Source organism: Amycolatopsis sp. NPDC104863 (assembly GCF_055582965.1).
Genome location: NZ_JBVJOW010000008.1, coordinates 87,501 through 101,936, shown reverse-complemented (window position 1 = coordinate 101,936; position 14,436 = coordinate 87,501). Strand labels below are relative to the sequence as shown.

Below are 14,436 nucleotides of genomic sequence, written 5' to 3'. Positions count from 1 at the left end.
TCGCCGCGGGTCGCCACGCGGAGGTGGTCGCCGGCCAGCACTTCGTGCGGGTACCCGCCTTCGCCCCCCCCCACCCCCCCCCCCCACCCCCCCCCCCCCCCCCCCCCCCCCCCCCCTCTCCTCTCTCCCCCCCCCCACCCCCGCCGGCCTCATCGCCGACTCCGCAGACCAAGTCGCCGTCGGGTTCCGGGTTGCCAGCAGCCGGGTTGCCACCGCTCCCGTCTCGCCCGCCATGCGTCGCATCACCCGGCCCGGGTCGCGGCTCATGCGCACCCTGCCCTTCGGCGGCCAAGCCGCCGCCCTCCTGTCCAAAATGGACGCCCCGGTCAACCCCGTCGTCGCGGCCCCCGTCAAAGTCACCCCCGGCGCGCTCGTCACACCAAAAGACCTGGCCGCGACCCTCCACCCGAACCAGCCCCCGAACACCGACCCCGTCGACTCCCTTCCCCACAGCCCGGACTTCGTCCTCCGCGGCATCGGCGAGCCACCCACCCCGCACCCCGGCACCACCGACAGCGCCGAGGCCCAGCGCTTCAAAGCCGCCCTGCGCGAACTCCACCAAGGCTTCGACGCAGCCATCGCGGCGAGCCACGTCAAACCCGCCCCGCCGCTGGACCTCGTCGGAACCACCACGTCGGTCCTCACCGGCCTGCGCGCGGACGAAACCGTCCCCCGCGCCCTCCTCGAAGGCTCCGTCAGCCTGCCCGAACGCCTGCGCCCCTTCGCCGCCGAGTTCATCGAAGCCATGGCCTACCCTGTCTTCGACGTCCCCACCTACCGGACACTCCTGGACGTCTCCGTCGACAGCCTCGTTCCGAACCTCAGCCTGCTCCCACCCAACTCGATCACGCTCCTGGCCAACAACCGCGAGTTCATCGAGTCCTTCCTCGTCGGCCTCAACCACGAGATGGCCCGCGAGCTCCTCTGGCGCGAGTACCCGACCGACCAGCGCGGCACGCCGTTCCGCCAGTTCTGGGACCCCGTCGCGACCCTGCCCGTCCCGAACGAATCCGCCGCGCAGAAGCGGGAACGCGGCTACGACATCCCGCCGATCCACGAGTGGTCGACCACAACCCGCCTGGGGGACAACGAAAACCGGCAGCCGGACGACCCGCGCCCCGGTGGCCCGCAGCGTGACGACCTCGTCCTGGTCGTCCGCGGCGAGCTGCTCAAGAAGTATCCCACCGCCGCGATCTACGCCCAGCGCGCGCAGTTCCCCGGCAACGACCCGAGCCAGCCCCGGGAACTCGCCGACCTGCCCACCGACGGCCTTCCGTCGCCCGAGCAGATCCGGCTGCCCCGGTACGAGGCGAAGGTCGAGCCGGACATCTACCTCCTCGGCTTCGACCTCGACGCCGACGAAGCCCTCGGCACGCCCGGCGTCGACCCCGGCTGGTTCTTCGTGCTGAAGGAACGCCCCGGCGATCCGCGCTTCGGCGTCGACGACGGGCCGCCCACCCACGTCGAGGTGTGGAACGACCTCACCTGGGACGACGTCGACCCCGGCCACACCGGCTTCCTCGAGCTGGACCCGGCCGTCCAGGTCGCGCTCGGCGACTTCGACCACTCCGGCGACGACCGCGAGAAGAAGGACCAGCGCGCCGAAGACGAGAACCTGCCGCTCTGGTTCGCCGGCCTCGGCTCGGCCGACCTCGCCTACATCCTTTTCCAGGTCCCCGTCATGGTGGCCGTGCACGCACAGGAGATGTTGCCACGATGACCGCCCTGAGTGACGACTTCCCGGTGCTGCTCGGCCCGGTCCGGCTCGAAACCCGGTTCACACCGACCGAGCTGCTGGTCCGGGTGTTCCCCGACGAGTGGTCGGTGGACAAGTTCGAAACCAAGCCGACGGCGGCCGAGATCGGCGCGGTCGACGCCTACTGGACCGCCCGCTGGGCCGCCGCGCACCGGCCGGTCCCCCTGGCGGCCGCGTGGCAGGAGCTGACCGGGCGTGTCGCCGCGGGACGCGCCGCCTGGCTGCTGACCACCCGCCTCCCCGCGAACCCCGCCGACGAACCGGCTCTCGTGCCCGACACGACCGTGGTGCTCGTCGTCCGGACCACGGCCGCGGTGGCCGCGAACGACAAGGCGCCGACGGTCGCGTACTGGACCTCGGTCTGGCGCGCCCACGGCGACCGGCTGCTGCTGCGGCAGGCCGACGCCGCCCTGCGCGCCGCCGTCGGGAACAACGACACGCGGGCCAACACGATCCGGAGTCGGCGACCGTCCGGAGTGGACGGTGCGCCGGTCAACCCGGGCAACGCCGTCGTGGTCGCGTTCCTCGTTCTCCCGACGCCCGCCGCGAACACCACGGCGCCGGACTCGTGGACGCAGCCGGCGCGGGCCCGGCTGCTGCCGGACCGCTTCCAGGTGCGCGGGTACCTCGGGAGCCGTCAGGTCGTGTCGGTCACCGGGGCCGCGGTGCCGGCGACGCTGCCGGTCAGCCCGGACCCGAACGCCGTCGACCAGATCAGCGTCAACGAGCAGACCGGCGCCCTGCACGTCCCGGACGAGCTGCGCTGGCTGACCGACTTCGACCGCGCGGTCGCGGTCGGCATGGGCGTGCGGATCCCGCTGACCGACGAGATCCGCGGCGGGCTCGACCGGCTGGTCGCGTTCGGGCTGCGCGAGCAGTCCACGCCGGCGAAGACCGCGACCGACCTCGCCGACCTCATCACCCGGCAGCTGCGCAGCCCGGACGGCTTCAGCCTGCTGCCGCAGGGCACCCCGACGAACAACACCGACGCCCAAGCCGCCGGGCAGGACGCCGACGACGAGGCGGCCGCGGCTCTGCGCAGCACCACCGGCGTGGCCGCGGCCGCCGCGGCGGACTGGACAACCCGGACCGACGGCCGGCAGTTCGCCGACCTGCTCGGCCTCGACCCCGCCATCCTGACCGGGATGCCGAACGCCGACGGCACCGACCAGCGTGACGCCCGCGCCGCCAACACCGCGCTCTGGCCGGCGACCTGGGGTTACTTCCTGCAGACCGCGCTGAACCCGCTGCTGGGCCCGGCCGCGGTCACCGCCACCCGCGACTTCTTCCTCAAGTACGTCTCCGGCCGCGGTCCGCTGCCGGCCGTCAAGATCGGCCGGCAGCCCTACGGCATCCTGCCGACAACGGTGTTCTCCAAGCTCGCCTACCCCGCCACGGCCACACACCGCCGCGCGCTCAACAAAGTGCTCACCGCGGCGGGCGTCGACTGGACGGCAGCGCTCGAGCGGGTGCCGCGCCTCGATCCCGACGCGCCCGACCCGCACCAGCGCCTGCTGGACCTGCTCGCGCTGCACCCGACGTCGGCCGAGTACCACCAGCGGTACGCCCAGAGCGTCGACGACCTCTTCAACCGGGAGAATCTCGGCGGATTGGGCTCGACCGTGCTCCCGGCCCTCGACGCGCTGGGCCTGCCGGGACCGGTCCGGACGCTGCTCGCGCAGTTCGGCGAGAGCACCGGCCGCGACCCGGACCTGCTGCGCCGGCTGTTCACCGACTTCCAGCAGCCGCTCCTCGCCCCGCTCGTCGACGACCGGCCGCTGTCGGAGACCGACCGGATCCGGGAGTACACCCCGGACCACAAGAACTACGTGCGGTGGCTGGCCGACCTCGCCGACACGGACCTGCACTCGATCCGGCTGGAGCTGGGCTTCACCGCCGAGACGCCGCCCGCGGCGCTGCTGTACCTGTTGCTGCGCCACGCGGTCCTGCTCGGCTGGGACGACACCGCCCGGGCCCTCGCGACCGCGGCCGGGATGACCGGACTGTCCACAGCGGACTCGCCGTTCGTGCACGTCCACCTCCCGGGGGCCGGCGAGGACACCACCAGCGAGAGCCGGTTCCGGCTGCTGTACTCCCCCGCGCCCGCCGTCACCGGCCACCCGGAGCAGCTGCTCGTCGACTTCATCCCGGGCGTCGTGCACCAGCCGGGGCCGGCCGCCGCGCTGGCCGAGCAGGTCACCGCGCTCGGGCTGCTCGCCGACCTGCCGACGGCCAAGCTGGAACGGGTGCTCGCCGAGCACCTCGACCTGGCCGCCTACCGGCTCGACGCGTGGCGGCTGGGCCTGGCCACCGAACGGCTCGCCGAGCTGCGGTTCGGGCCCGGCGGCACCGGCACCGCGAAGCCGGGGCTGCACCTCGGCGCGTACGGCTGGCTCGAAGACGTCCGCCCGAGCACCGACCCGCTCACCCCGGTCACCCTCACCGGCCCGCTCGCCACGGTGTTCGCGGGCGGGAAACCGTTGCTGCACGACGAAAAGAACGAGGGGTTCGTGCACACGCCGTCGCCGGGGCACGCCCGGACCGCGGCCGTGCTGCGCGCCGGTTACGTCGCCAACCGGACCCCGGAGAACCCCGGCACGTTCGCGGTGAACCTCGGTTCCGGCCGGGTCCGCGTCGCGCTGACCATCCTCGCCGGGCTGCGGCAGGGCCAGTCGCTGGGCGCGTTGCTCGGCTACCGGTTCGAGCGTGGCTTGCACGACCGCCACGCCCAGGCCGAGGTGGACAAGTTCATCGCCGGGCTGCGGCTCAAGTTCCCGCTGCGCGCCGGGAAGATCACCGAAACCGCGGCCGAGCCGGACAAGATCACGCAGGTGGAAGCCGGGAACGTCGTCGACGGGCTCGCCCTGGTCCGGCATCTGACCGGCGACGGCGTGTCGCAGACCTACCCGTTCGGCCTCACCGGGCTGCCCGAGGCCGACGCCGACCAGAAGAAGGCGATCAGCGACGAAGCCGCGCTGCTGCTCGACGCGAACGACGCCGTCGCCGACCTCGCCGTCGCCGAGTCCGCCCACCAGGCGCTGGCCGGCAACGTCGAGCGGGCCTCGGCGACGCTCGACGCCTACGCCAAGGACGGCCTGCCGCCCGAGCCCACGGTGATCGAGACCCCGCGCAGCGGCACCACCCTCACCCACCGGTTCGGCCTGCGGCTGCGGACCGGCCTGAACCCGGGCGGCGGCGACTCGCCCCGCGCCAAGGCCGAACCCGCGGTCGACGACTGGCTGCCGAGCCTGCTGCCGCCGTCGCGAGACGTCGCCGTGCGGGTCACCTGGACCGACGAGGACGGGCACGCGCAGCACCACGACGTCACCCAGGACGAGCTGGACCTCTCGCCGATCGACCTGCTCTGGGCGGTGCGCCCGACCGGCGACCCGGCGATGGCCGAGCTCGACGACCGGATCATCGGCGTCGTCGTCGAGCACGACCACCCGCGGCCGGACCTCGAGCTGACCATCCGGTACACCCAGCAGATCACCGGCAAGATCACGTTCTTCGAGCTGTCCCCGCTGATCACCGCCCTGCGGACGCTGCTGACGACCGGACGTCCGCTGCGCCCGACCGACCTCGTGCCCGCCGCCGGGTCCGCCGCGGTGGACCGGAGTCTCGACGACGCTGTCACGGTAACCAGGAGGCGGCCGGAAGCGGTCCGGGACGCCCTCGACGACCTGGCCGACGACGTGGCCGACTACATCGGCGACGTGGTGCGGCTGTACCCGCCGGCGCCCGCGCCGCCGAAGCGCGCCGACGTGCTCGACCGCATCGACTCGCTGCTGACCCGGTACGCCGAGCTGGTCAGCACCGCGGCCCGCTTCGGTGTGGTGCGCAGCGGCTGGGGTGAGCTGACCGCGTGGCGGCGCGGGGTGTTCTCGGCCGTGCTGAACGCGGTGGCCGCCGTCGCCGACCGGATGGCCGACGCGCTCGCCGCCGCCAACACGCTGCTGACCGCGTACGACGCGCTGCCGAAGTCCACTTCGGACGCCGAGCGCATCCGGTTGCTGCGGCAGGCGGAACGGCTGGTCGCCACGACACCGGTCGTCGATCCCAAGTCTCCGAACGAGTTCCGTTCGACGGTCCGTCACAAGCGGGACGACTTCGCCGACCGGCTCGACGACCTCCGGGACGTCGACGACACCCACACTTCGACGCTCAGCGACCTCTTGGACGACGTCGGCCGCCTGTCGGTCACCGCGTTCGACCCCACCGGCCTCGACCTGACGCCGTTCCAGGACCGGGTGGTGGACTTCGGCCTCGAGCTGCTGACGCGGGCCCGCGCATTGCAGACCGAAGTCGCCGGCCGGCTGGCGGCGGCGACCACCGCGCTCACCGGCTTCGACCAGGCCGTCACGTCGCCGGACCGCACGAAGGCCGCGATCGAGGCCCTGCAGGCGATGCTCGGCGCCGACGTGCTCGTGGTGCCCGAGTACACGCTGCCGGACCAGCTGGCCGAGGACCTGCACGACGCCCTCGACGACAGCGACGACCTCGTCAAGCACCTCACGCAGGCGCCGGTCAACCGGGACTTCCCGGTGGACGACTGGCTGCACGGCATCGCCCGCGTCCGCGAAATGCCCCGGCTCTGGGAACGCGTCGTCCTGCTCAGCGACGCGCTGCGCGGAGACGGCGGCCTGCTCGGCAACGACGCCGAAGACGACGAGGACACGCGCCTGCAACCGATCCAGCTGCCGCTGCGGTCGAACGACCACTGGCTCGGCATGGAGTTCGCGGCCGGGGCCGACCTCGCCGAAGACCGGTTGCTGTTCACGGCGCACTACGCGACCGAGCCGTCGCGCAACGCCGACAGCGAATGCGGCCTGCTCTTCGACGAGTGGACCGAGGTGATCCCCGCCGAGCGCGAGACGACGAGCATCGCCGTCCACGCCGACAGCCCGGATTCCGAGCCACCGCAGGCGATGCTGCTGGTGACCCCGCCGGTGAAGACCGGGACGTGGGCGGCCGACGACCTCGTCGCCGCCGTCAACGAGACCTTCGACCTGGCCAAGACGCGGCTCGTCGAACCGGTGCACCTGGACAACACCGGGTACGCGCAGCTGCTGCCGGCCACCGTGCTGTCGGCCACCCGGCAGCCGATCACGATCAGCACCGACCTGGCGATCGCCAACACCCGCTGGAAGGCAGACCATGAGTGAGCCCCGCATCGCCGATCTCGCCGGCGCGCTGACCCGCCGCGAAAACCCGACGGTCGGGGTCTGGAACCGCCTGGAGGGCCGGCCACGCACCACCGACTTCGCGCGGGCGCTGAGGGCCGAGGTGCGGGATCCGTTGTGGCTGCTGGCCCGGCAGTGGCAGCTCGGCGAGTTCCGCGGCAGCGACGCCGGTTCGCCGGTGACGGCCACCTACTCGGTCACGGCGAGCGCGCCGGGCCGGTTCCGCTCCGACGTCGACCCTTCCGGGACGGTGAGCCCGCTGCCGGCCGACCGTCCACTGGAGACGGTCGCGGAACGGCGGCCGCTGCCGTTCACGTTCGGCGCCGAGCCGATTTCGTTCGACCTGCGCCTCGCGCTGGGCCGCCGGTGGCTGCGGCTGCTCGCCCGCGTGTCGGGGCTGCGGGACGCCGCCGAGCAGTTCCCCGGGCTGTACCCGATCGCGTTGCCCGGCCCCGACGACGCCGCGCAGCTCGCCCACCCCGAGGTCTGGGCGGCGACGCAGGCGGTGGCCGGCCGCCGGCTGGACGGCTACCTGCTCTACCAGCACCTCAAGGGCGGCGGGCACGCCTCCGACGGCGTCCAGAACCTCTCGCGCCAGCGCCGGACCCAGCTGGACGCGCTGGGCCCCAAGCTGACCGGCTGGTTCGACGACCTCGTCGACCAGCCCGGCGGGATCACCCCGGACCGGCCGTCGGGCGACTCGGCGTGGGACCCGCGTCGGCTGGAGCACCGCTTCTCGATCGCCGCCGGCAACCAGGTGCTCTCCGCGCCGGAGTACCCCGGCGGCGAACTGGACTGGCACGCGTTTTCGGCCGCGCCGGGGTCGCTGGGCAGCACCCCGGCGCCGGTCACGTTCAACCGGACCGTTTTCCCTTCCCCGGTGCGCTATTCCGGCATGCCGCTGCCCCGCTGGTGGGCGGTCGAGGACGGCAAGACGAACTTCGCCGCGGTCACCCCGGACAGCACCGACCTGGCCCGGCTGATCTTCCTGGAGTTCGCGCTGGTGTTCAGCAACGACTGGTACCAGCTGCCGTGCGACCTGCCGGCCGGCACGCTGGCGGCGGTCCAGGGCCTGTGCGTCACGGACGTCTTCGGCGAACGGCGGTGGATCACCCCGGCCGGCGCGGCCGAGCACTGGTCGATGTACACCCTCGGCAGCGGGCCAGGGATGCTGCTGCCGCCGGGAACGCCGAAGGTGGCCACGGGCCCGGCGCTGGAAGACGTGGCCCTGGTCCGCGACGAGAGCGCGAACCTGGTGTGGGGCATCGAGCAGACGGTGCGGACGACCACCGGCGAAGGCCGGGCGGGCGACGAGATGGCGGCCGAGTCGCTGGCGTTCCGCCGCCGCCGGCACCCGGCCCCGCAGCCGGACGCGCCGCGCGCGCCGATCGCGTACGAGGCGATGAGCTCGGTGCCGGAGAACTGGATCCCGTTCATCCCGGTCCACGTCCCGGGGGACACCCGCGCGGTCCAGCTGCAGCGCGCGGCGATGCCGAGCGAGGTCGACGCGAGCCTGGTCCGGCCGCGAACGGCGTTGCTGCGTGAGGGTTTCGACCGCGGCGAGGCGTACTTCGTGAACGAGGAGGAGGTCCCGAGGACGGGCACCCGCTTGACGGTGTCGTACAACCGGACCCGCACGAAGACCGGCCGGGTGAACCTCTGGCTGAGCGTCCGCCGCGACGTCGGCCGGGGTGAGCGGTCGAGCGGCCTGGCGTTCGACCTGGCGAAGGGAACGGCCTAGGTCGGCGGCGCGCTCATCGCCGCCGCCAGGAACGTGACCGCGAAGCGCCGGGCCGCCGCCGGGGACGACTCGGCCGGAGCGTGCTGGTTGTGGATCTCGACGCGGTCCACGGCGGTCACGGCCAGGATGCCCCGGATCCGGAACCACAGCTCCGCCGGGGACAGGTCGGGCAGGGCCCGGCCGAAGGCCGCCAGGTAGCGGTCGCGGACCGCGTCCTCGGCCGGGCCGGTCCACTCGCGCATCTCCCCGGCCGGGTCGCCGATGATCCGCACGATCAGCCGGGACGTCCGGGCGCCGCCCTCGTCACCGGCCGGCATCCCGTCGAACAGCGGCCCCGCGAACGCCTCCACCAGGTCGGCGACCGACGGGTCCGGGGTCCGGGCGAGCAGCCGGTCGAGCCCGGCGGCCTGCGCGGCGGTGATGGGTTCGACCACGCGGCGGACGACCGCGGTGAGGAGCTCGGCCTTCGAGCCGAAGTGGTACCCGATGGCGGCCAGGTTCGCTCCGGCGAGGTCGGTGACGGCGCGGATCGAGGTGCCGCGGAACCCGCGCTCGGCGAAGAGGTGTTCGGCCGCGTCGAGGAGCTGAGTGCGGGTGTCGGGCGACGCCATGTCGGCTACCATACACACGTATGATTCAAACGAACGTATGAATGAGAGCCGCCATGAAACTGCTCGTCTACGGCGCCGGCGTGCTCGGCAGCCAGTTCGCCGTCCGGATGCACGAGGCCGGGCACGACGTCTCGCTCCTCGCCCGGGGCGCGCGCCTGGCCGCCCTGCGCAGGCACGGCGTCCAGCTCGCCGAGGGTGACAGCCCGGCCGTCCGACAGGTCGCGGTGCCGGTGGTCGAGCACCCGGCCGGCCGGTACGACCTGATCGCCGTCCTCGTCCGCACCCACCAGGTGGACGCGGTGCTGGAGGCACTCGCCGACGTCGAAGGCGACGTGCTGTTCCTGCTCAACTGGGCGGCCGGCGCGGAGCCACTGGGCGAGGTGATCGGACTCGACCGCGTGTTGCTCGGCTTCTTCACCGCCGGCGGCACGATGGACGGCGACGTGGTCCGCCACCGCGCGACCGGCCTCGTGAACCGCCTGACCCCGATGCCGATCGGCGAACCCGGCGGGCTGAGCACCCCGCGTCTGGACCGGATCGTCCGGACGTTCCGAGCCGCCGGGATCACCGCGAAGCCCGAGCCGCGCATGGACGCGTGGCTCAAAACGCACGCGGCGTACGCGGTGCCCCTCGAGCAGGCGACCCACGCGGCGGGCGGCCCGGCGGCCCTGGCCGCCGACCCGGCGGCGATCCGCGCCATGATCCGCGTGATGCGAGAGAGCCTGGCCGCCCTGCCGACGCCGGTGGTCCCTCGCGCGTTCGGCGCGCTGCGGATGGTGCCGGAGGGACTGCTGGTGCCGGTGTTCAGCCGGTTTCTGCGGAGTTCGACGGCCGCGCACAGCGGCCTCGCCGTCGCCTCGCCGGCAGCGTTGGCCGAGCTGGAGCGGATGGCCGAGCAGATGCGCGTCTACGAGAAGGCCCGGTAACGCTCAGCGCTCGAGGGCGGCGACCTCGCGGACGGCGCCGGTGACGGCCCGGAAGTCCTTGCGCAGGATCGCGCCGTGGTTGCTGGCGACCTTCTCGCTGGTGATGTTCGGGTTCCGGCCGGTGACGGCGTCGAGGCTGACGCGGATCCGCTCCTGCTCGTCGCCCTTGCTGCCGAAGGAGGTCCCCGACGCGACGACGTAGCGGACCGGCACCGTGATGCCGTCCAGCACCGGGCCCAGCTCTCGCTCGCGGGAGAGCTTGCCGAGCTCGATGTTGCTCTCGGCCTGCTGCGCGGCGGTCATCCGCGGGGCCAGGCCGGTCGGGCGCAGCAGCGGCAGGAACCAGCTCATCCGCTTGAAGAGCTTGCGGATCCGCGCCTCCATGGCGTCGTCCAGCCAGTCGTGCGGGTAGGCGCCGTCGACCAGGACGGCACCCAGGGTCCGCTCGGGGTTGCGGTGCGCCCAGTGCGCGCCGACGACGGCACCGTAGGACCAGCCGACCACGACGGCCTGCTCCACCCCGCGGGCGGCAAGCACGGCGTCGACATCCCGGACGGCGGCTTCGAAGGAGTAGTCGGCGGAGCGCCCGGACTTACCGCGGGCCCGCTCGTCGAAGGTGATGTGCCGGAAGCCGTCCCCGAGATCGGCGAGGACGCGCTTCCAGTAGCCCTGGGTGGCGAACTGGCCGTTGAGGTAGAGGACCGGGACGCCGGAGCCACCGGTGTCGGTGACGGCGAGCGTCGTGTCTTCGACCGGCACCATGCCGGTCCAGTGGGAGTCGGTCGAGGAGATGCTGTTGTTTGTCATGAGGACCACTGTCGGCGGCGACCCTGACACGGGGATGACACAGCCCTGACACGGCGCGGGCGTCCGCCGTCGGGGTAGGCCACCCCGCAGGCGACCTGGACAGAAGTCCGAATTATCTGATTGGATCTCCCCCGGAGCGTTTTACAACGTTGTAAAAATGGAGGGTCCCCGCCGATGAGAAGAGCCGCTTCCGTTCTCCTCGCCCTGCTGGTGGCGCTGGGCGTCGCCTCGGGCACGCCGCCCGCTGGTGCCGCCGAGGCCGTGCACGGCCTGAAAGCCGAGTACTTCACGCCGTCGACGCCGGACGCGCACGACTTCGCCAACCTGGCCGGCACCGCGCTCGATGGGGAGGTCAACCACCCCGACCTGACCTCCGTCTTCGGCCTGGTCGCCGGGCGCACCGAGCACACCACCGCCCGGTGGACCGGCCGGCTCGCCGTGCCGCAGACCGGCGACTACACCTTCTACGCCATCGGAGACAACGGGTTCCGGCTGTTCCTCGACGGCGCGCCGGTGATCGACCACTGGGTCGGCGACTGGGACAAGGAGCAGACCAGCGCGCCGGTCACGCTGACCGCCGGCAAGCAGTACGACTTCAAGCTGGAGATGTTCCAGGACACCGGCGGCGCGAACATGTTCCTGCGCTGGTCGAGCCCGGCCATCACCAAGCAGATCGTGCCGCTCTCGGCGTTCACTCCCCCGGCCGACTTCGCCGTCGTGCCGCGCACGGCGGAGGTGTCCCAGGACGGCCGCACCCTCACGACCGGCTTCGACGGCCGCGTCTCGGGCACCAGCGACCTGGCGGACCACCTCCGGATCGACGTCGACGCGACGCCGATGCCGGTCGCGTCCCTCACCACGGCCCGCGACCGGGTCACGATCCGGCTGGCCGAGCGGGTCCTCAAGGGCCAGCGGGTCACCCTCTACTACGACGGCGCGGGCGCGCTCGCGGTCAACGGCACGAAGATCGGCAAGACCGGCCGCCTCGTCGCGAACGCGTCGGCGGAACGGCTCAAGACGCCGTGGGGCGAGAAGGTCGACACCCGCAACCCGCTGCCGGAGTACCCGCGGCCGCAGCTCGAGCGGGACAAGTGGGTCAACCTCAACGGCCCGTGGGAGTTCTCGGCCGCCAAGGAGGGCCAGCAGCCCACCTTCGGCAAGCGGCTGCCCGAAAAGGTGGTCGTCCCCTACCCGATCGAGTCGCAGCTCTCCGGGCTCGAACGGCACGAGGACCACATGTTCTACCGCCGCACGGTCAGCGTCCCGCGCGACTGGAGGATCGGCGGCGGGCAGCGCCTCAAGCTGAACTTCGGCGCGGTCGACTACCAGGCCAAAGTCTGGGTGAACGGCAAGCTCGTCGCGGAACACACCGGCGGCTACACGGCGTTCAGCGCCGACATCACCGACGCGCTCAAGCGCGGTGACGAGCAGGAGATCGTCGTCGCCGTCACCGACACGACCGGCCCGTACCAGCCCAAGGGCAAGCAGTCCCCCAACCCCGGCGGCATCTTCTACACGCCGTCGTCGGGCATCTGGCAGACGGTGTGGCTGGAACCGGTGGCGGACAAGGGCATCGACGAGATCAAGACGACGCCCGACCTCACCACGAACTCGCTGGCGCTGAACGTCAAGTCCGCGGGCACCGCCACCGTCACAGCGGTCGCCAAGGACGCGCGCGGCCGGCAGGTCGGCACGGTCAGCGGACCGGCGAACACGAACCTGAAGATTCCGGTGCCCAACCCGCACCTGTGGACGCCGGACGACCCGTACCTGTACCAGCTGGAGATCAAGCTGGGCGGCGACAAGGTCAAGAGCTACTTCGGCATGCGGTCGACCGGAATCACGAACGTCAACGGCGTCCCCAAGCTGACGCTCAACGGCAAGCCGTTCTTCTCCCTGATGCAGCTGGACCAGGGCTTCTACCCGGACGGCCTGAACACCGCGCCGAGCGACGACGCCCTCGTCTTCGACCTGAAGGCACAGAAGGACCTCGGCTTCAACGCCGTCCGCAAGCACATCAAGGTCGAGCCGGCCCGCTGGTACTACCACGCGGACCAGCTCGGGCTGCTGGTGTGGCAGGACTTCGTGTCCCTCGACGACGGCAACAACGCCGGGGCGCAGCAGGCGTGGCTCAGCCAGGGCCTGGAGGAGATGCACCAGCTGCAGAACTACCCGTCCGTCTACGCCTGGATCGTGTTCAACGAGGGCTGGGGTGAGTGGGACAAGGCGGCCACCGGCCGGATCGCCGACCAGGTCAAGGCGGCCGACCCGAGCCGGATCGTCAACGCCCACAGCGGGGTGAACTGCTGTGCGTCCAAGGGCGACTCGGGCCGCGGCGACGTCATCGACCACCACGACTACAACAACACCGACCCGGCCGCCTCGGACGGCAGGCGCGTCGCGATGGACGGCGAGCACGGCGGCTTCACGCTGCGCACGCCGGGGCACCAGTGGCCGGGTGCGCCGATCGCGATCTACAGCGGCGTGGCGGACAAGGCGGCGCTGACGGCGAAGTACGTCGACAACACCCGCACGTTCTACCTCGGGCAGGCCAGGGCCGAGCTGTCGGCTTCGGTCTACACGCAGGTCACCGATCTCGAAGGGGAGCTCAACGGGCTCTGGACCTACGACCGCAAGCGGATCAAGGTCGACCCGGGTCCCGTCCGCGAGATCAACCGGCGGGTGATCGAAGCCGGCGCCAACGCGGGGAAGCCGTATCCCTACGCGGGCAAGGGCGACTGGAACCTCGACGAGCGCGGCGGAACAACCGCGAAGGACTCGAGCGGCGGCCGGAACCCGCTGACGCTCACCCCGTCCGGCGTGACGTTCAAGGACGGCGCGCTGCAGTTCAGCGGCGGGTCGGCCGACACCTACGGCCCGGTCGTCGACACGACCGGTGACTACACCGTGTCCGCGAAGGTGCGGCTCGACCAGCTGCCCGGCAACTACGCGACCGCGGTGAGCCAGGACGGCCGGGAGCAGGAGAGCCCGTTCTACCTGCAGTACGGGCAGGGCGCGTTCGCGTTCAGCACCCCCGGCGGCAACCGGGCCCGGTACGAGGTCGTGCCGGAGATCGGCCGCTGGTACGAGCTGACGGGTGTCCGGGCCGGCAACGAAATCCGGCTCTACGTCGACGGCGTGCGGGTCGCGACGGCCCCGGCCGGACCGGCGCGCGTCAGCACCGGCGCGTTCACGGTCGGCCGCGCCAAGTACAACGGCGGCAACGTCGACTTCTGGAGCGGCGCGGTCGACGACGTCCACGTGGCCGGCAAGGCGCTGACGGACACGGAGGTCGCCCAGATCTCCTGACGCCCGTCCGGGGGGGGGGGGGGGGGGGGGGGGGGGGGGGGGGGGGGGGGGGGGGTGGGGGGGGGGGGGGGGGGGAAGAGAAGAAAGGAGGGGGACAAAGGGG

The 14,436-nt window shown here is 72.4% G+C and carries 7 protein-coding genes; 5 read left to right on the top strand and 2 right to left on the bottom strand.

Going from position 1 to position 14,436, the window contains the following annotated elements; all coding sequences use genetic code 11:
* The first annotated feature begins 265 nt into the window (after positions 1-265).
* Genes ACZ63J_RS36550 through ACZ63J_RS36540 form a run of 3 tightly spaced genes read left to right on the top strand, consistent with a single transcriptional unit; the run spans position 266 to position 8,680 of the window.
* On the top strand, positions 266-1,720 hold the full coding sequence (locus ACZ63J_RS36550; RefSeq protein WP_465407593.1) for a hypothetical protein: 1,455 nt from the start codon (positions 266-268) through the stop codon (positions 1,718-1,720).
* Positions 1,717-6,921 carry a hypothetical protein gene (locus ACZ63J_RS36545; RefSeq protein WP_465407595.1) on the top strand — a complete coding sequence of 1,735 codons (5,205 nt, stop codon included), beginning with the start codon at positions 1,717-1,719 and terminating at the stop codon, positions 6,919-6,921. The genes ACZ63J_RS36550 and ACZ63J_RS36545 overlap by 4 nt, the downstream gene beginning before the upstream one ends.
* On the top strand, positions 6,914-8,680 hold the full coding sequence (locus ACZ63J_RS36540; RefSeq protein WP_465407597.1) for a hypothetical protein: 1,767 nt from the start codon (positions 6,914-6,916) through the stop codon (positions 8,678-8,680). The genes ACZ63J_RS36545 and ACZ63J_RS36540 overlap by 8 nt, the downstream gene beginning before the upstream one ends.
* On the opposite strand, the gene ACZ63J_RS36535 is transcribed toward ACZ63J_RS36540, so the two are convergent.
* The gene (locus tag ACZ63J_RS36535) at positions 8,677-9,291 is read right to left on the bottom strand and encodes a TetR/AcrR family transcriptional regulator (RefSeq protein WP_465407599.1); all 615 of its coding nucleotides are present in this window, start codon (positions 9,289-9,291) and stop codon (positions 8,677-8,679) included. The two genes, ACZ63J_RS36540 and ACZ63J_RS36535, sit on opposite strands and share 4 nt — an antisense overlap.
* 53 nt (positions 9,292-9,344) lie before the next feature.
* Here ACZ63J_RS36535 and ACZ63J_RS36530 point away from each other — a divergent pair, with 53 nt between their 5' ends.
* Positions 9,345-10,217, top strand: coding sequence for a ketopantoate reductase family protein (locus ACZ63J_RS36530; RefSeq protein ID WP_465407600.1), 873 nt, complete (start codon positions 9,345-9,347; stop codon positions 10,215-10,217).
* Between the two features lie 3 nt (positions 10,218-10,220).
* Here the strand turns inward: ACZ63J_RS36530 and ACZ63J_RS36525 are convergent, their stop codons facing one another.
* Positions 10,221-11,024 carry an alpha/beta fold hydrolase gene (locus ACZ63J_RS36525; protein WP_465407602.1) on the bottom strand — a complete coding sequence of 268 codons (804 nt, stop codon included), beginning with the start codon at positions 11,022-11,024 and terminating at the stop codon, positions 10,221-10,223.
* 174 nt (positions 11,025-11,198) lie between these two features.
* Here ACZ63J_RS36525 and ACZ63J_RS36520 point away from each other — a divergent pair, with 174 nt between their 5' ends.
* Positions 11,199-14,333: a PA14 domain-containing protein gene (locus ACZ63J_RS36520; RefSeq protein ID WP_465407604.1), complete on the top strand. Its 3,135-nt coding sequence runs from the start codon at positions 11,199-11,201 to the stop codon at positions 14,331-14,333.
* The last annotated feature ends 103 nt before the right edge of the window (positions 14,334-14,436 follow it).